The organism is Acinetobacter wuhouensis, from assembly GCF_001696605.3.
GTDB lineage: Bacteria > Pseudomonadota > Gammaproteobacteria > Pseudomonadales > Moraxellaceae > Acinetobacter > Acinetobacter wuhouensis.
On record NZ_CP031716.1, the window covers coordinates 1,499,734 to 1,516,826 of the forward strand.

Sequence of the window (17,093 nt, forward strand, 5' to 3'; positions counted from 1 at the left end):
TTATTGAGTTAGTTGTATTCACTTATATCGTTTTAGTTGAGTCATTCTGTTGAGTCATTCTGAAGTAAGAATACATAGACTATTCAACCTTAAAAGAAGCACTAAAGCTTCGAGCTTGGCGTCGTGCATCAGGATCGGATGGCATTGGATAAGGTGCAGCAGCTCGAATAGCGCGTTCTATACTGGATTTTACTTCAGGATCAGAAGCATTTATACTGACAGAAGCTACTGAACCGTTTTCACTCAAACTAACTCGTGCTGTTGCTTGTTGTCCTGATGAATTTATTGGTACTTGCCAAGCCCTTTTAACTTTATTTTCAAAGTCTCGTTTAGCCGAGGATGCAATTTTTAATGCTTCAGTATTTTTATTCAGTGGAGCATCAGCTCGCCTTTTGACTTCCGTAGTTTTTTCTACAACTGGAATATTCTTTTCAACAGAAGGAATGTTGATTGTATTTGGGTTGAGCTCGGTATTTGCAAATGTATAGCTACAAAATAATGATAAAACGAGACATGGTAATAGTTTCATAAGTAAACCATATTGATAATTGATCATGTAAAAATTCACCCTACCGAAGTAGGGTGAATCAACATTTTATTTAACTGTGAAATTAGCACTAAAACTACGCGCCTCACGACGTGCATCTGGATCAGATGGCATCGGATAAGGTGCAGCAGCGCGTACAGCTTGTTCTACACTGGCTTTTACATCAGGATCGCTTGAATTCACAATCACTGAAGCGACTGAGCCACTGTCTGTCAAAGTTACCCGTGCAGTTGCTTTCTGCCCAGAAGAACCTGCAGGCATACGCCAAGCATTTCGAACTTTATTTTCAAAATCACGCTTTGCAGAAGAGGCAACTTTACGTGCTTCAGCCTTTTTATTAGCAGCCGCGTTTTTGGCTTGCTCAGCAGCAGACGCTTTTTCATCGTCTAATTCACGGGCAAGATCAGCTTTACGTTTGGCATCTGCTTTGGCTTTTGCATCGGCATCTGCTTTACGTTTAGCTTCTGCATCCGCTTTTATCTTAGCATTAGCCTTAGCTTTGGCATCCGCATCGGCTTTTGCCTTCGCATTAGCCTTTGCTCTGGCGTCCGCATCCGCCTTGGCTTTAGCATCAGCTTTTGCTTGTTGCGCTTTCTCCGCAGCATCTTTACGTGCTTTTTCAGCAGCTTCCGTTTTGGCTTTTGCTACTGCATCAGCTTTTGCTTGTTGGGCTTTATTTGCCGCTTCTTTACGGGATTTTTCAGCAGCTTCTGCTTTAGCTTTAGCTTTTGCTGCAGCATCAGCTTTCACTTGTTGTGCTTTATCAGCGGCATCTTTTCTAACTTTCTCAGCCGCTTCCGCTTTACGTTTAGCATCTGCGGCTAATTTGGCTTGACGAGCTCTTTCATTCGCTTCAGCTCTTGCAAGTTGCTTCGCTTTTTCCGCTGCCTCAGCTTTGGCTTGAGCATCTGCAACAGCTTTAGCCTTGTCAGCAGCATTCTTGGCTTGCTTCACTTTTTCAGCCGCTTCTTGTTTCGCCTTTTCAGCTGCATCTGCTTTAGCCTGAGCCAGTTTTGCTGCTTTATCTTGCGCTATTTTCGCAGCTGCAAGCGCGGCTTGTTGTTCTAAAGCGGCAGCTTTGGCTTCATCAGCAGCCTTTTGCTGATCAATGGTTGTAGTATCAGGTTTTTGCTCAGTCGGAATATTCGGTGCATCTTGAACAGGTTCAGCAGTTTGTTGAATCTTTTCTGCAACTTGGGTATCCGCAGTTTCTACTGAATCTGAATCCACTACAGGTTTTGGCTCTGGAGGAGGTAAGTCTTCAGGTTTGATTAATACTGTTTTAATCTGTTTAGGTGGTTCAGGTGGTTTACTTAAGCCGAGAAAAAGTAAGCCAGTCAGTGCCACCACATGGATTCCAATCGTAAATCCAAGTGCAATCGCTGTTTCTTTAGATTGTGGCTTTTGATTATTTTTCATAACTTACTTTTTAACAGACTCGGTCAATAAACCTACTTGGTTTAAACCTGCATCTTGAAGAGCAGACATGAGTTGCATGACTTCACCATAAGGACGCGATTGGCTACCATTGATCAAAACAGACAATTGCTTTTGATTCGCATGTGCTTGTTTTTGATTTTCTGTCAGTATGGTTTTTAATTCATCGAGTGTTAGTACATCATTATTATGTGTTTTATCTTCGAGTTTGATTGAACCATCCGCTTCAAGCGTGACAATCGCAGGACGATCTTCCGATTGAATTGGCGGATTATTATTCGCCTGTGGTAGGTCTACTTTTACCCCAGTGGTGATCATCGGTGCAGTGACCATAAAAATCACCAATAAAACCAACATGACGTCGATATACGGTACGACATTCATATCACTTTTTAACGGTTTTTTGATACGGTCAAAACTGCCAGAGCGTCGGATTGCCATTATTCAACTTCCTGTGTAGTACCCACAGATTGACGTTGTAATAGCGCCACCATTTCTTCCGAGAATAAAGCTCGATCAGAATAAATTTCTTCGCCTTTCGCCGTGTAATGGTTAAATGCCAATACCGCAGGGATCGCAGCAAATAAACCAATTGCTGTTGCAATAAGTGCTTCTGCAATACCCGGTGCAACAGTGGCTAAAGTCACTTGTTCAACTTGAGCTAAACCAATGAAAGCACTCATGATGCCCCAAACTGTACCAAATAAACCAATATAAGGTGCAACAGAACCGATACTTGCAAGTGAGCTTAGACCTTGTTCTAAACGACCTTGGTCACGACTTAAACCGACGCGTAAAATACGCTCAGTGCCTTCGATCATCGGTGCAGTATCTGCATGACGCTTTTTAAGCTTTAGAAATTCACTTAAACCTTGATAGAAAATATCTTCTAAACCGTCTCGTTTAGAATTGAGTTGAGCATTGTTATATAAAGTATTGAGTTCAGCACCTGACCAAAAGATTTTTTGAAAGTGTTCATCGCCTTGGCGGGCTTTTTTATAGCCCATATGTAACTTGGCAATCAGAAACCAACTAAAAATTGAAGCTAATACAAGGATTAGCATGACCAATTGAACCACGGGGCTCGCTTGTAAAATTAAATCAGAGATATGTAGAGAAGATTCTAGTTGTGTTGCCATAGTTACATGTGCCAAAAATATTTTTATTCGTGGGCTAATTCTCTAAGAATTAAGTCACGGATTTCATCAGGAATTCGACGAGGTTTCATGTCTGTACTTAAACATGCCAATTCAACCTCGCCTGAAGCTAGCATGATTTCACCACGATATATATTCTGTTGCAACACAAATGACGAAGCTTTACATGAAACTACACGTGCGGTAACAGTAATAAGATCATCCATAAGTATAGGACGAGAATATTTCAAAGCAATTTTATGTACAACAAAATTATAATCTTTTTGATGCCAATAATGATCTATGCCAGATGCGCGAAGCCATTCTGTACGTGCTCGCTCCATAAAGCGAATATGATTGGCATGATAAACGATACCACCTGCATCGGTATCTTCAATATATACACGGATTTGAAACTCGAATTTATTCGCCATAATCATTTACCAGTTTGCACATTTACAAGGTGTTATATTTTTTGAGCATGGAAGGGAGTTGTGAGCTGTAAAATTGCTCAAATCTATGCTCTTTAACGGTTTGCAGTTTAGCATTCTGATTTAATTGTCCAATGGCACAAGGTTTCAAATCTTATCATTGATATAATTTATGACTCATGGAGTCTGGAGATTTAATCATTGATAATCAAATCTCAAATGTCTAACTTTAAGATGTTGACTGCTGTTTGTTCGAGATGTAAGCCTAAATATTCAGCAATTAAATACTGATGCTCTTTTTCTCTTAATTTTTTTCGTTTTGGTAATAGAGATTTGAAAGTTTCATAAATATATGCGATTGCAAGGAATCCGACTGAAAATACAATAAATTCAAAAATTTTCCCATATTGATCATTGATATTAAAGATGAGGTAAATGCTGAAGATCATTGTTATTACGGCAATACATATATACAACCTATTAATTTTTGCAGGGGATGCTTTGTCTTTAGCTAAATGTTCTATATCTTCTTGATAATACACTCCGATAAATATAATGGCTGAGGTAAGGTTAAATTTAATATTTTCAATGATATAGTCTGAGGAAGATCGCGCTATTTTCTCAAAATCCTGTATTTCAATTTCAAATATTTCTTTTGTTTTGATATTTTTCACAAAAATATCAAGGTGGACGTTATTTTCAATATTGAGCAATTCTTCTAGATAATTCATTTGCGCATGATTGAGTTGATCTAAAGGAATATGACGCGGGATCGTGAGATTAATAAGATCAGCAGAAAATTGTGCCAAATAATCTAATTCAATTTTTTTAATGATTTGTGTTTCATTCATCTTATTATCTTTGAGTTTTTTAAATCGTGAATTTGAATGTCGAGTTAGATCAGGGAGAATAATCTCCCTTTGATACTAATTTTTCGGTTCAGGCGGTGTCATCCCAAACTGTAAATAAGCTTGATTGGTGGCAATTCGCCCACGTGCAGTACGCATCGCATAACCTTGCTGAATCAAATAAGGTTCAATCACATCTTCCAATGTCCCTGAATCTTCCGCCATTGCCGCAGCCAAGGCTTCTACGCCCGCAGGACCGCCATCGAAGCGTTCTAACAGCATGGATAAATAACGACGATCTAGTGTGTCTAGACCATCTTTATCGACATTCAACATATCTAAAGCACGTTGCGCCATCTCTTGGGTCACTTCACCAGTCCCTTTGACTTGAGCATAGTCACGCACACGTCGTAACAGGCGGTTGGCAATACGCGGTGTACCACGTGAGCGTCGTGCAACTTCAACTGAACCTTCATGGGTAATTGGTACATCCATAAGATTGGCTGAACGAGTCACAATATGGGTTAAATCTTCTACAGAATAAAATTCAAGACGTTGCACGATCCCAAAACGATCACGCAAAGGTGAGGTGAGTAGACCCGCACGTGTGGTTGCGGCAACCAGTGTAAATGGCGGTAAATCCAACTTGATCGAACGAGCAGCAGGGCCTTCACCAATCATAATATCGAGTTGATAATCTTCCATTGCAGGGTAGAGAATCTCTTCAATCACAGGAGAAAGACGATGAATTTCATCAATAAAGAGTACATCACCTTCTTCAAGATTGGTCAGCATTGCCGCCAAATCACCTGCACGTTCCAGTACAGGACCAGACGTGGATTTGAGATTGCCACCCATTTCACGTGCGATGATATTCGCAAGCGTCGTTTTACCTAAGCCTGGTGGACCAAAGATTAAAGTGTGGTCGAGTGCTTCACCACGTCCTCGTGCCGCACCAATAAAGATTTCCATTTGCTCTCGTACCACAGGCTGACCAATGTAGTCATCGAGTGAAGTTGGGCGAATGGCACGATCAAAATGATCTTCGGGTTTTTCAGAACCACTGATTAAACGGTCTTGCATAGCGTTTATAAATCTAATTTCCGAAATTGTTTTGATAATAATGCCATTATGGATTTTGATAATGGTCATTACTGCGGAGTCTTATCGATCAAGTTTAAATTTTAGGTTAAACCTGCGGTTCGCCTTACTTTTGTTTCGCCAAAAGTAAGCAAAAGCATTGTCATCCGCAAAACTCGTCAACTACTGGACTATTTCAACTATATCGCAGAAACATATTATTTCAAAAGTAGTCCTGCCTCAGACAGTTGCGGATGACTTTTACGCGTATCAAATATTTGCTAGAAGTTTGTAATTAAAACTACTTATTCATCGATTTAAGTGCTGCACGGATAATATCACTTGCTTCAGTGAAATCACCTTTGGCTGCATTGACCAATTTCTGTGCTTCTTGTGGTTTATAACCTAATGATTGCAATGCGGCTTCTGCTTCGGCAACCGCTGAATTCCCAGCAAATTGAATTTGTGTCGTGGTTGATGTTGAAGATGTTCCACCCACTGTGAAGGCTTTAAAACGATCACGTAGTTCAATCATCAGGCGTTCCGCAGTTTTTGCACCTACACCCGGTACTTTAACCAGTGTTTTTACATCACCATTTTCAACAGTATGTACCAACATTTCCACGCTTAAGGTTGAAAGAATGCCTAAAGCCATTTTAGGACCAACGCCATTCACTTTAAGCAAAGTGCGGAAAATGATTTTTTCTTGTTGATTTAAAAAACCATACAGGAGTTGAGCATCTTCACGAACGGCTAAATGCGTCCAAAGTGTAACTTTTTGACCTTTTTGCAGTTGGCAAAAAGTTGAAAGCGGGGTGTCAATTTCATAGCCCACACCATTTACATTTAAAAGTACAGTCGGTGCTTCCAAAGCTAAGACTTCACCAATTAGACATCCGATCATTGCATGTGTTCACTTATTTTGTTCATGGTTTAATAGTAGTTGCCATTTGCTCTAAACGCAAAAGTGCTTTGAGGATTTCTTTGCGATTTCGTGCGGATTTTATCCAAGCAGGGAGGCGAGAGTAATAACTTGAATTGCCTGTATTTTGTGTGCGTTCTCTTAAATTGGCTTCTACAAAAGCCTTTAAATCTGTTAATTGCTTTTGATTATAGACAAATAAGTCACCCCAACGTGTTGGTGTTTTTAAATATAAATCTAAGCCAAATTTTGTGTATCCTAATTGTTTGTCATACTCAAAATGAATTGTATATTCTTCAAATTGTGTGAAGTGATGACAATATGTACATTGTTGCTCAATATATTTAGGAAGAGAACCAGAATTTACTAGTTTTTCTTTTGGATAAAGCCATTGTCCACCACATTTACGACAACGACCATCAGCTCTAGCGTAGTAATATCCATTTTCAGTATTTTGCTTTGAGCCATTCAAAGTATATAAGCAATTCTTACATGTAAAACTGAAATGACCCTCTGTAAAATATTGAGTTTGACCGTCACAGGGGCTGTACGAAAGGACACTTGGTAATTTACATTGAGGGCAAATAACATCCTGATTTGATAAATAGTACTCATAGTTTGTTATTCCATGATCTAAATGACGTTTATTCATCAGAAAAAACCAACCTTATTACCCTGTAACTCTTGCGCCAAGTTATAGGCTTGATGATCTGAAAATTTACTGACAATATCTAAGACTTGCATAATATTGTCATAATGATCATCACTAAAACGTGCTCCAAAACGCTCCAAAATCGACATTAAACGACCATCTTTAAAGCTTAGGGTTTTATTCGGTGTAGTCAATGGAATAAAAGCATCTAAAATATGTTGTAAACTTTGATGGGCGATAATTTCCAAACCTGACTTTTGCGGATGCTCAAAGATTTTTTCACGTGCTAGGTTTTTCGCACGATCGATACCAATCTCAATATCTTCTGAGCAATATTGCAGTAACGAACCTTTGAGTTGACCTGATAAAATTTGAAAATGCTGTTTGGCAAATGCGGTGGTGACCTCATCTACAAGGCGTTTCATTACACGCCCACGCAAAGCCGCAATTTTTTGTTGCCACGTGGTATAAGGCATATTCAGTTCAGCAGGAATACCAAAATCACCTAGTAAATCTAGGAAAATCGGTTCAACTTCTTCATAAGTCAGCATATTTAAAATAATGCCATCTTCAAGATCGATTAGCGCATAACAAATATCATCTGCTGCTTCGAGTAAATAAGTCAAAGGGTGACGACACCAATGATCTTCGCCTAACTGAATTAACCCTAATTGAGTGGCAATTTGTCGAAGAATATCTTTTTCCGCTTGATAGCAACCAAACTTGGCACGTTTACTTGCTGGCGTATCACCTTGGGATTCGATGGTTTTTGATAACCATGGGTACTTTAAGTAAGCCCCTAACGTTGCGTAAGTAAGGCGCATTCCGCCATCATTGGGATGATAATCAATTTTGGTGAGTAGTCTTAGACCTTGCGCATTGCCTTCAAATTGGCGGACATCGGCTTGTTGTTCTGCACTCAAATCTTTTAAAAAATCAGTATGTGAGGCATCGTCAAACCATTCTCGAATCGCATATTCACCTGCATGTCCAAAGGGTGGATTTCCAATATCATGCGCCAAACAAGCGGCTTGAATAATTGCCCCAACATCGGCAGGGGAAATCCACATCGGGAGTTCATCTTTGATTTTTTCAGCAGCAAGCATCCCGAGCGAACGCCCAATACAAGACACTTCGAGGGAATGGGTTAAACGGGTGTGAATACCATCATGTTGTGTGAGCGGATGAACTTGCGTTTTACGATTTAGTTGACGAAAACTTTGTGAAAATATAATACGGTCATAATCTTTATGAAATGGGCTACGTGCCTGTTCTGTACTTTGCTTTTTACTGCCTAAACGAACTGTGGAGAGCAGTTCTAACCAACGCATTTGTGTCATTTATCGTTATTCACCTATTACTTATTTGCATCATGCCAAATTAATTGAGAATGTACTAGAGTAGGGCGACATAAGTTGACGAATTAAATCATGTGTTTGGAATGATGGTTCAATTTTAAAAATGAAGATTTGAAAATAAATAATAAGCAAAATTTAAATCAATCGGTGTTTAAATCTTGCTTATTGACAATAAAACAGTCGCTTATGATTCATTTATTGATGTTTGGACTGTTTCAGATTCGAGCATACATTTCAGAGTACAATAGCTTTGGTCTGAATATGTGGCTAAAGGGCCATCATAATTTGGGTCAAGTTCGTTTGCATTTACAAGTTCTTTGCAAGTCGTACAACGCTCAAGCGTTAATGTTGAAGTTTCGTCCAAAGTAGATGATATTGTGTCTGACATATAGCAACGCTCTTGATGTGAATTAAAACACATAAATATAATATGGGTTTATTGTATGTCTAAATGAAATAAAAGTGTTATAAAAATGAATATTTAAGGAAAATATGATTATTAATTAGTCTATTAATTTTAATATATGGGTTTAAAATAAGATAAATTAGTGATTTAAAAATAGTCTAAGCTGATGTTCACATAAGTAAATTAAAACCATGTAAAAGCAAAATTGGAGAAAAATTTGCAGGAAAATAACAATCAAGATCAAGAAGAAAAATTTGATTACAAGTTAGAAATAAAAGCACATTTCTTCGCTTATGGAATTTGGATTGTTGTCGGTTTATTTCTCTATGGTTTTATTCAGTTTTTATCACTGTTTGAACCTAAAACTCGTTTGAAATATGCAGATGTGACTGTGGAGGAACGACTTCGCAATTCACCTAAAATTTTTAGTTATTTCAATGATCAAGCACAACTCATTTTTGCTGAAAAGTTAGCACCGTTTAAATATGATGATATCTCATGGGTACCTCAGAAAATGCCTTATAAACTGTTCCAATTTGAAATATCAGACATTGAGTTAAAACAGCAACAATTTGAAGAAATTTATATTTCAAAGTTAAAGGAAAATGGTTGGGAACGAATCCCAGATACTCAGGAGTCAATGTACTACTTAGGCTCAGCAGATTATAGCTTTATGGATCAATATGGTCATCGAATTTTTATTTATCAACCGATTCATAACTTAGAAAATCCACATTATTGGAAAATTTCAATGGTTGAAAATTCAGGAATATATGAATATAACAAGACTTTGGTAAAACACTGAAAATTCAAAAGGTAATATGACTAAAAAATTAGTATTGATGAGCGCACTTCTTTTATCCGCTTGTAGTCAATCTGAGCAAAAACAGCTTAATTCAAAGCCAGACGCTGAAACACAGAACAAGGCTGAAAAAGAGCATTCTCAAATTGAAGAAAGTATTCCTGCAAAACCTGAAACACTAGATTTGCCTATAGCGACTTTTGCATTTCAAACCGATGGCGATCAGATTATTCCTAAAAATTGTGTTTGGACGGATGATGCTCATGCAGAAGGGAAAAGTTATTGGGCAATTTCAGCAAGTAGTGAAATCAATGGTAAATCTGAGTTTAGTAAAGAAGACCTTCAAGTCGAAAAAGTGAAACTCGGGCAAGCAGTTAAAAATTGTCAAAGTGGTTTCGCTACTGAAACTCAAAAATACGCTTATGCCATCAGTCGCGAGGGAGATTTAATTAACTTTATTGCCCTTAAATCAGATCGACTCATTCAAAATAAAGATCATCGTTACAGTATTGACCTGAATAAAAATGGCAAAGCTGAAAAAGTGTATGTCTGTTACAACACGGAAAGTTTAGATGCATTTTTTATAGATTCATCAACTAAGCATCCTGATCTACATCATGTCAATGTTCAGCTTTCATTTAGTATTGACGGTGGAATAGAAGAAGATATTTCTTGTGGTGATGTGTTTTATAAAAAGAGTGGCATCATTGCCAAAGAAAACGCACAGACAGGTGAATTCAGCTATTCAGTCAAGTAAATCAATTGTTACGAATCATGTTTGAATTTGAAAGTCAAAGTAAATAGAGCATTTTAAACGAAGAAAACTTAATTTTTTAAGTCAGAGATGACTAGCTCAAAACTTGCTTTCACAGTAGAATATGCGCTCTCTTCAAGTCACATTGCGGTAGGTTGTCTAGACCTGCCCGTGGAGCCAAAAACAGCATGTTTATCGTTGCCGGTGCACCTGCACACTCTTCTTTTAAGCAAACACAACTATTAGCACGCCTTGCGTCAATCAGTTCTGTTCAATCAATAGAAAGCCAATGGGTTTACCTTTTCGACCAAGCGCTCAACGAGCAACAACAGCAATCTGCTTTACAGCTTTTAAACGATGGCGCATCGTTTGAAGTTCGCAAAGCTGCAAGTGACGAAGTCCAGATTTTAGTGACACCTCGTGTCGGTACAATTTCGCCGTGGTCATCTAAGGCAACTGATATTTTTGCCAACTGTAATACGCCTGTACACCGCCTAGAACGCGGTGTTTTGTTTACTTTAAAGGGTATTTCTGACGTATCTGATGAAGTTAAACAGGTTTTACATGACCGTATGACGGAAAGTGTTTTCAATCAGATTGATGACGCTGCTGCATTATTCTCTGAAACTGCACCAAAACCTTTAAATTCAATTGATATTTTAGGTCAGGGCAAAGATGCACTGGTGAAAGCAAACTCTGAGTTTGGTTTTGCGTTGTCTGATGAAGAAATTGATTATTTAGTTGCGGCATTTAATAAACTGGGTCGTAACCCACACGACATCGAACTGATGATGTTTGCTCAGGCAAACTCTGAACATTGCCGCCATAAGATCTTTGGTTCTGAATGGACAATTGATGGCGAAGTTCAGCCATTGTCTTTGTTCCAGATGATTAAAAATACCTATAAAGAATCTCCAACAGACGTATTGTCAGCATATAAAGACAACGCATCTGTAATCGTGGGCTTTGATACACAACGTTTCTATCCGAAAAAAGACGAAGCGACAGGTCACCACGTTTATAAATACAAGAGTCAAGCCGCTCACATTCTGATGAAAGTGGAAACCCATAACCATCCAACAGCGATTGCACCATTTGCAGGTGCAGCGACAGGTTCAGGCGGTGAAATCCGTGATGAAGGCGCAACAGGTCGTGGTGGTAAACCAAAAGCAGGTTTAACAGGTTTCACAGTTTCTAACTTAAATATCCCAGGTTTTGAACAGCCTTGGGAAGACAACTACGGCAAACCATCACGTATGGCTTCACCTTTACAGATCATGATTGATGGTCCTTTAGGTGGTGCAGCGTTTAATAACGAATTTGGTCGTCCTGCGTTGAATGGTTATTTCCGTACATTTGAACAGAATGTAAATGGTGATGTGAAAGGTTTCCATAAACCGATCATGATCGCAGGTGGTTACGGCAACATCCGTCCTGACCATGTTGAAAAAGATGCGATTCAACCAGGTGACTTACTGATCGTTCTCGGTGGTCCTGCAATGCTCATCGGCTTAGGTGGTGGCGCAGCGTCTTCTGTAGACAGTGGTAAATTAGGCGAAAATCTTGATTTTGCTTCAGTTCAACGTGAAAACCCAGAAATGGAACGCCGTTGTCAGGAAGTGATCGATGCCTGCTGGCGCATGGAAGACTTCAACCCAATCGTATCTGTACATGATGTGGGTGCGGGTGGTATTTCCAATGCAATGCCTGAACTTGTTAATGATCACGAGTTAGGCGCAATCCTTGATCTTCGTAAGATTCCATCCTTAGAGCCAGGTATGTCTCCAATGGAGATCTGGTCAAACGAAGCACAGGAACGTTATGTCCTTGCGATCAAACCAGAATCTTTAGAATTATTTGAATCCATCTGTGCGCGTGAACGTTGCCCATTTGCTGTTCTTGGTGAAGCAACTGAAGCACGTCAGTTGACTGTTAACGATCCATTGTTTGATAACAAAGCTGTGGATATGCCAATGCAGGTGATGCTTGGTGGTACACCTCGCATGAGCCGTTCATACGAAACAATTGAACGTAAAGGCGATGATTTTACTGCGGCTCAAGTAACTGATTTAAAAGATGCGATTTTCCGTGTCTTAAAAAATCCAACGGTTGCGTCTAAATCATTCCTGATCACCATTGGTGACCGTTCGATTACAGGAATGGTTGCACGTGATCAGATGGTGGGTCGCTGGCAGGTTCCAGTGGCAGATGCTGCTGTAACAACCACTAGCTTACAAGGCTATACAGGTGAAGCAATGGCAATGGGTGAACGTCCACCTGTGGCATTGTTGAATCCTGCTGCTTCAGCTCGTTTATCAGTTGCTGAATCTATTTCTAACATTATGTGTGCCAATATCGAACAGATCAGTGACATTAAACTGTCTGCAAACTGGATGGCAGCTGCGGGTCAGAAAGGTGAAGATCAGGCATTATTCGAGGGCGTAAAAGCCATCGGTATGGAAATGTGTCCTGCACTCGGCATCGCAATTCCAGTGGGTAAAGACTCATTGTCAATGCGTACCACTTGGAATGACGAAGGCGAAGACAAATCTGTAACTTCTCCAATGTCTGGCGTGATCACTGCATTTGCACCTGTTTTAGATGTACGTAAAACATTGACACCTGAACTGAAAAATGAAGATTCAGTACTGGTTCGCATTGATTTATCTAAAGGTCAGTTCCGTTTAGGTGGTTCGATCCTTGCACAGGTTTATAAGGCAATCGGTTCAGTGACACCTGACGTAGACAGTTTTGACGATTTCAAAGCATTCTTTGCACTGGTTCAGGACTGGAACAACCGTGGCTTGATCAAAGCGTACCATGACATCGGTGATGGTGGTTTACTTGCGACAGTTGCTGAAATGATGTTTGCTTCACGCTTAGGTGTAGCACTTGAAAATAAATCGACTGAAAGCTTATTTGCAGAAGAAATTGGTGCAGTATTGCAGATTTCTAAAGCAGATTGGGTAACTCTGGCAGACGAAGTTGCTGCTTCAAGCTTGAAAGATGCGATTGCTGTTGTCGGTACAGTGAATGATTCAGACACGTTATCTGTGAATGGTTTAGTGCTTGAACGTGCTGAATTACAACAGGCGTGGACTGAAGTTTCTCATCAGATCCAGCGCTTACGTGATAATGTTGAAACAGCTGATTCTGAATATTCATTGATTACTGATAAAAACCATAAAGGTATTATTGCCTTACCAACATTCGATTTGAATGAACCTGTAGAAGCGCCGTATATCAATGAACGTCGTCCGAACATGATGATTTTACGTGAACAAGGCGTAAACGGTCATGTGGAAATGGCTGCGGCATTCGACAAAGTTGGCTTTAACACTGTCGATGTTCACATGAGCGATTTACTCTCAGGTCGTATTGATTTAGATGACTTTGAAGGTTTAGTGGCGTGTGGTGGTTTCTCTTACGGTGATGTATTAGGTGCAGGTGGTGGTTGGGCTAAATCAGTCTTGTTCAATCCAAAACTACGTGATCAGTTTGAAAAATTCTTTAACCGTGACAATACCTTCTCTGTTGGTATCTGTAATGGTTGTCAGATGCTTGCACAGCTTGCTCCACTGATTCCAGGTGCTGATAACTGGCCTCGTTTCCGTCGTAATACGTCTGAAATGTTTGAAGCGCGTGTTGTGAACGTTAAAGTTGAAAAATCTCCATCTATTCTTTTAGAAGGTATGGAAGGTTCAATTTTACCAATCGCAGTAGCACATGGTGAAGGTCGTGCTGATACTACTGCTGAGAACTTTGCATCGTTGAATGCAGGTAATCAGGTGATCTTACGTTATGTAGACAGTCAGGGTAATGCAACTCAACAGTATCCGATGAACCCGAATGGTTCGCCTGAGGCGATTTCTGGTGTGACGTCGAAAGATGGTCGCGCAACGATTATGATGCCGCATCCTGAGCGTAACTTCCGTGCAATTCAGCATTCTTGGAAACCTGAGGAATGGACTGAAGATGGTGCATGGTTACGTATGTTCCGTAATGCACGTAAGTTTATTGGTTGAATTTGACCGAATAAAAAAACCACCTTAAGGTGGTTTTTTTATTTTTAAAATTATATATTTATTTAAAATTTATGAAAAATTTAATATGGACAACCGAGAAAAAATTCTTAAAGTAGAAAGTATGCAAAACTTACTTATTGCTCATGCTACTGGAAGTAATGAAAACAGTTCAGAGTATGAAACATTGAGATTTTATTTACTTAAGGAATTAGACGTTAAGGGTTTATTACCAAAATATGTGATGACTTGCAGAAATTTACAGCAATTTTGGCAATATATAAAATATGAATATGCAACTTATGGTGAACGCCGTGAGTTTATTTGGAAATCGTTTCAACCCATTTTAGATAAACTTGAATTAAATGATTTAATTCCATCTGACCAGCTTGTTACGGATATTGTTCATAAGATAGATTCAGAATATATTCACAATATTTGGCAGAAAGCACTAGAAAGAAGATCATCTGATCCAGAAGGTGCAATCACATTAGCACGAACACTTTTAGAATCCACATGCAAATATATTCTTGATGAATACAAAGTTGAATATGGAAATTCACCTGATATTAATCAACTTTATAGATTAGTAGGAAAGGAATTAAATTTATCACCATCTCAGCATACGGAGCAAACCTTTAAACAAATCTTGGGAGGGTGTACTTCAATAGTTGAAGGATTAGGTTCTCTAAGAAATAAAGTAGGTGATGCACATGGTCAAGGAAAGAAAAATTTTAAACCATCTGCAAGACATGCAGAATTAGCTGTGAACTTGGCAGGCACTATGGCAGTTTTTCTTTTTTCATCGTGGAATTTAAAAAATGAATAAATATTGTTACATTTGAAAACTTGGTTTATTTTTTGCTTCATTTAAATTGTTCAGATAAGGATAGATTTTTTGCTCCATATCTTATCAATTCAGTGAAGAATAAATGAGGGTGCTAAAATGATAAAAACAGTCAATTATCAGAGTATAGATCGGGTCGCATTACGCCAAAAAGGTTGGATGTGGTTCTGTGCCATTATGAGCTTGCAAATATTTATTATTTTAACTGCTTATTTTTTTGCATAGATTTGCTGTTTGGATTGGCAAAAATACAGTTAGGTTTTGTACTTTAATAAAAAACCACCCGAAGGTGGTTTTTATCTCAAATCCTAAAATTAATGCGTTGCATCAAAATTATAAGATTTTTGTTTTTCAGTATCGAACTTGCCTTCCCATTTACTAATCACAAGAACAGCAAGTGCATTACCAATCACATTCAACACAGTACGCGCCATATCTAAGATACGGTCAATACCTGCAATAAATGCAAGCCCTTCAAGCGGAATATCGACACTACCTAAAGTTGCCAATAACACTACGAAAGACACGCCTGGTACACCAGCGATTCCTTTAGATGTTAGCATAAGCGTAATCACTAAAGTGATTTGTTGACCGATTGATAAGTCGATACCATAAAGCTGTGCAATGAAGATCGCAGCAATGCTTTGATAGAGTGTAGAGCCATCTAAGTTAAACGAATAACCGATTGGTACGACAAAACTAGTAATTGACTTCGGTGCACCATAAGCTTCCATTTTTTCCATCATACGGGGTAAAACGGTTTCAGAGCTCGCAGTTGAGTAGGCGAGGATTAATTCATCTTTTAAGATTTTGATCAGCGTGAAAATACTGAATCCACAGAATTTAGCCACAAAACCTAATACGATAAAGATAAAGAATAAGATTGCGCCATAAACCAGAGCAGCGAGTTTGACGAGTGGAACAAGAGAGCTGAAACCAAAGTTAGCAACAGTTGCAGCGATCAAACCGAATACACCAAAAGGTGCAAACATCATGATCATGTGAGTGACTTTGAACATTGTTTCAGAAACAGCTTTTAACACATCAATTAAAGGCTGTTTAGTTTCTTTAGCCAAAGAACCTAAACCGATACCAAAAATCACAGCAAAGAAAATAATTGGCAGCATGTGCCCATCATTCATTGCTGTAAAAATATTTGGTGGAATTACTGAAAGGATGACATTAATAATGCCATGCGCATGTTCATTGACATCACTATTTGTCTGTTCGTATTGAGAAATATCAGAAGTGGTCAGTGTAGACATATCAATACCAGCACCAGGCTGGAACACATTCGCAGCAACTAAGCCGACGATAATTGCAACTGTAGTAATTACCTCAAAATAAACAATGGTTTTAAAACCAAGTTTACCGACACTTTTACTATCTCCAGCATTGGCAATCCCTAAAATCAGCATGGAAAGCACAAGCGGAACGACAATCATCTTAATAAGATTGATGAAAATCTTACCCAATGGTTGTAAGAAATTCGCAACAATATCACCGCGAAGTTCGGGAGTGTTGTGCAGGAATGCACCAACAAGAATACCTAAGAAGAGCGCAATAACAATTTGCCAAGCGAGGCTAATTTTCATTTTCTTCATACTGAGCCCTTAAAATTCAGATTTTGGCGAAAAGGAAAACTCTATGACAAACACGCAAAAAATCCCCCGACAAGTACTGTGGGAGTTGTATTTGGGAGATTCTGAATGTTCAGAGTATTTCGAAAATGGTCTATTTTGACGCTATTTTTGTGCGTATTACTAACATTTTTGTCGAAAATGTGTTTGATTGTTTAAAAATAATTCAGTTTAATTTAATGATTCAATGGGATTGCTTAGTTTAATTAAT

The 17,093-nt window shown here is 38.8% G+C and carries 17 protein-coding genes; 5 read left to right on the forward strand and 12 right to left on the reverse strand.

Annotated features, from left to right (window positions below; genetic code table 11):
* Positions 1-79: 79 nt before the first annotated feature.
* From BEN71_RS19540 to BEN71_RS19105, 11 genes are all read right to left on the reverse strand, one after another.
* Positions 80-529, reverse strand: coding sequence for a cell envelope integrity protein TolA (locus tag BEN71_RS19540; protein WP_406565269.1), 450 nt, complete (start codon positions 527-529; stop codon positions 80-82).
* Positions 530-595: 66 nt separating this feature from the next.
* A complete protein-coding gene (gene tolA, locus BEN71_RS07805; RefSeq protein ID WP_068976086.1) occupies positions 596-1,966 on the reverse strand; it encodes a cell envelope integrity protein TolA in 1,371 nt (456 codons plus the stop codon).
* 3 nt (positions 1,967-1,969) lie between these two features.
* Positions 1,970-2,425: a protein TolR gene (gene tolR / locus BEN71_RS07810; RefSeq protein ID WP_068976085.1), complete on the reverse strand. Its 456-nt coding sequence runs from the start codon at positions 2,423-2,425 to the stop codon at positions 1,970-1,972.
* Entirely contained in the window at positions 2,425-3,123 is a 699-nt protein-coding gene (gene tolQ / locus BEN71_RS07815) for a protein TolQ (protein ID WP_068976084.1), read from the reverse strand. Before tolQ ends, tolR begins: the two co-directional genes overlap by 1 nt.
* A 23-nt stretch (positions 3,124-3,146) precedes the next feature.
* Positions 3,147-3,554, reverse strand: coding sequence for a tol-pal system-associated acyl-CoA thioesterase (ybgC, locus tag BEN71_RS07820; protein ID WP_068976122.1), 408 nt, complete (start codon positions 3,552-3,554; stop codon positions 3,147-3,149).
* Between the two features lie 212 nt (positions 3,555-3,766).
* Positions 3,767-4,402 (reverse strand): hypothetical protein, encoded by a 636-nt coding sequence (locus tag BEN71_RS07825; RefSeq protein ID WP_068976083.1) that lies wholly within the window; start codon positions 4,400-4,402, stop codon positions 3,767-3,769.
* Positions 4,403-4,477: 75 nt separating this feature from the next.
* Positions 4,478-5,482 carry a Holliday junction branch migration DNA helicase RuvB gene (ruvB, locus tag BEN71_RS07830; RefSeq protein ID WP_068976082.1) on the reverse strand — a complete coding sequence of 335 codons (1,005 nt, stop codon included), beginning with the start codon at positions 5,480-5,482 and terminating at the stop codon, positions 4,478-4,480.
* Between the two features lie 298 nt (positions 5,483-5,780).
* Complete coding sequence (gene ruvA, locus BEN71_RS07835) at positions 5,781-6,383, reverse strand: Holliday junction branch migration protein RuvA (RefSeq protein WP_068976081.1); 603 nt, start codon at positions 6,381-6,383, stop codon at positions 5,781-5,783.
* 22 nt (positions 6,384-6,405) lie between these two features.
* Positions 6,406-7,053, reverse strand: coding sequence for a hypothetical protein (locus BEN71_RS07840; RefSeq protein WP_068976080.1), 648 nt, complete (start codon positions 7,051-7,053; stop codon positions 6,406-6,408).
* Positions 7,053-8,393, reverse strand: a complete 1,341-nt coding sequence (locus tag BEN71_RS07845) for a deoxyguanosinetriphosphate triphosphohydrolase (RefSeq protein WP_068976079.1) — start codon at positions 8,391-8,393, stop codon at positions 7,053-7,055. Before BEN71_RS07845 ends, BEN71_RS07840 begins: the two co-directional genes overlap by 1 nt.
* Before the next feature lie 202 nt (positions 8,394-8,595).
* A complete protein-coding gene (locus BEN71_RS19105) occupies positions 8,596-8,799 on the reverse strand; it encodes a hypothetical protein (protein WP_152033034.1) in 204 nt (67 codons plus the stop codon).
* A 235-nt stretch (positions 8,800-9,034) separates the two neighbouring features.
* Here BEN71_RS19105 and BEN71_RS07850 point away from each other — a divergent pair, with 235 nt between their 5' ends.
* The 5 genes from BEN71_RS07850 (at position 9,035) to BEN71_RS19450 (ending at position 15,467) form a co-directional block, all read left to right on the forward strand.
* A complete protein-coding gene (locus BEN71_RS07850) occupies positions 9,035-9,622 on the forward strand; it encodes a hypothetical protein (protein ID WP_068976078.1) in 588 nt (195 codons plus the stop codon).
* 16 nt (positions 9,623-9,638) lie between these two features.
* Positions 9,639-10,376, forward strand: a complete 738-nt coding sequence (locus BEN71_RS07855) for a hypothetical protein (protein WP_068976077.1) — start codon at positions 9,639-9,641, stop codon at positions 10,374-10,376.
* Positions 10,377-10,561: 185 nt separating this feature from the next.
* The gene (gene purL / locus BEN71_RS07860) at positions 10,562-14,398 is read left to right on the forward strand and encodes a phosphoribosylformylglycinamidine synthase (protein ID WP_068976076.1); all 3,837 of its coding nucleotides are present in this window, start codon (positions 10,562-10,564) and stop codon (positions 14,396-14,398) included.
* A gap of 85 nt (positions 14,399-14,483) precedes the next feature.
* Complete coding sequence (locus BEN71_RS07865) at positions 14,484-15,224, forward strand: abortive infection family protein (RefSeq protein ID WP_068976075.1); 741 nt, start codon at positions 14,484-14,486, stop codon at positions 15,222-15,224.
* 117 nt (positions 15,225-15,341) lie between these two features.
* Positions 15,342-15,467 carry a KGW motif small protein gene (locus BEN71_RS19450; protein ID WP_264757111.1) on the forward strand — a complete coding sequence of 42 codons (126 nt, stop codon included), beginning with the start codon at positions 15,342-15,344 and terminating at the stop codon, positions 15,465-15,467.
* 89 nt (positions 15,468-15,556) lie between these two features.
* Here the strand turns inward: BEN71_RS19450 and gltP are convergent, their stop codons facing one another.
* On the reverse strand, positions 15,557-16,846 hold the full coding sequence (gene gltP / locus BEN71_RS07870; RefSeq protein WP_068976074.1) for a glutamate/aspartate:proton symporter GltP: 1,290 nt from the start codon (positions 16,844-16,846) through the stop codon (positions 15,557-15,559).
* Positions 16,847-17,093 lie beyond the last annotated feature (247 nt).

Bases quoted from the DNA above. Each gene is read 5' to 3' on its own strand.
- BEN71_RS19540 (WP_406565269.1), bottom strand. From the start codon at position 529: ATGAAACTATTACCATGTCTCGTTTTATCATTATTTTGTAGCTATACA.
- tolA (WP_068976086.1), bottom strand. From the start codon at position 1,966: ATGAAAAATAATCAAAAGCCACAATCTAAAGAAACAGCGATTGCACTT.
- tolR (WP_068976085.1), bottom strand. From the start codon at position 2,425: ATGGCAATCCGACGCTCTGGCAGTTTTGACCGTATCAAAAAACCGTTA.
- tolQ (WP_068976084.1), bottom strand. From the start codon at position 3,123: ATGGCAACACAACTAGAATCTTCTCTACATATCTCTGATTTAATTTTA.
- ybgC (WP_068976122.1), bottom strand. From the start codon at position 3,554: ATGGCGAATAAATTCGAGTTTCAAATCCGTGTATATATTGAAGATACC.
- BEN71_RS07825 (WP_068976083.1), bottom strand. From the start codon at position 4,402: ATGAATGAAACACAAATCATTAAAAAAATTGAATTAGATTATTTGGCA.
- ruvB (WP_068976082.1), bottom strand. From the start codon at position 5,482: ATGCAAGACCGTTTAATCAGTGGTTCTGAAAAACCCGAAGATCATTTT.
- ruvA (WP_068976081.1), bottom strand. From the start codon at position 6,383: ATGATCGGATGTCTAATTGGTGAAGTCTTAGCTTTGGAAGCACCGACT.
- BEN71_RS07840 (WP_068976080.1), bottom strand. From the start codon at position 7,053: ATGAATAAACGTCATTTAGATCATGGAATAACAAACTATGAGTACTAT.
- BEN71_RS07845 (WP_068976079.1), bottom strand. From the start codon at position 8,393: ATGACACAAATGCGTTGGTTAGAACTGCTCTCCACAGTTCGTTTAGGC.
- BEN71_RS19105 (WP_152033034.1), bottom strand. From the start codon at position 8,799: ATGTCAGACACAATATCATCTACTTTGGACGAAACTTCAACATTAACG.
- BEN71_RS07855 (WP_068976077.1), top strand. From the start codon at position 9,639: ATGACTAAAAAATTAGTATTGATGAGCGCACTTCTTTTATCCGCTTGT.
- purL (WP_068976076.1), top strand. From the start codon at position 10,562: ATGTTTATCGTTGCCGGTGCACCTGCACACTCTTCTTTTAAGCAAACA.
- BEN71_RS07865 (WP_068976075.1), top strand. From the start codon at position 14,484: ATGGACAACCGAGAAAAAATTCTTAAAGTAGAAAGTATGCAAAACTTA.
- BEN71_RS19450 (WP_264757111.1), top strand. From the start codon at position 15,342: ATGATAAAAACAGTCAATTATCAGAGTATAGATCGGGTCGCATTACGC.
- gltP (WP_068976074.1), bottom strand. From the start codon at position 16,846: ATGAAGAAAATGAAAATTAGCCTCGCTTGGCAAATTGTTATTGCGCTC.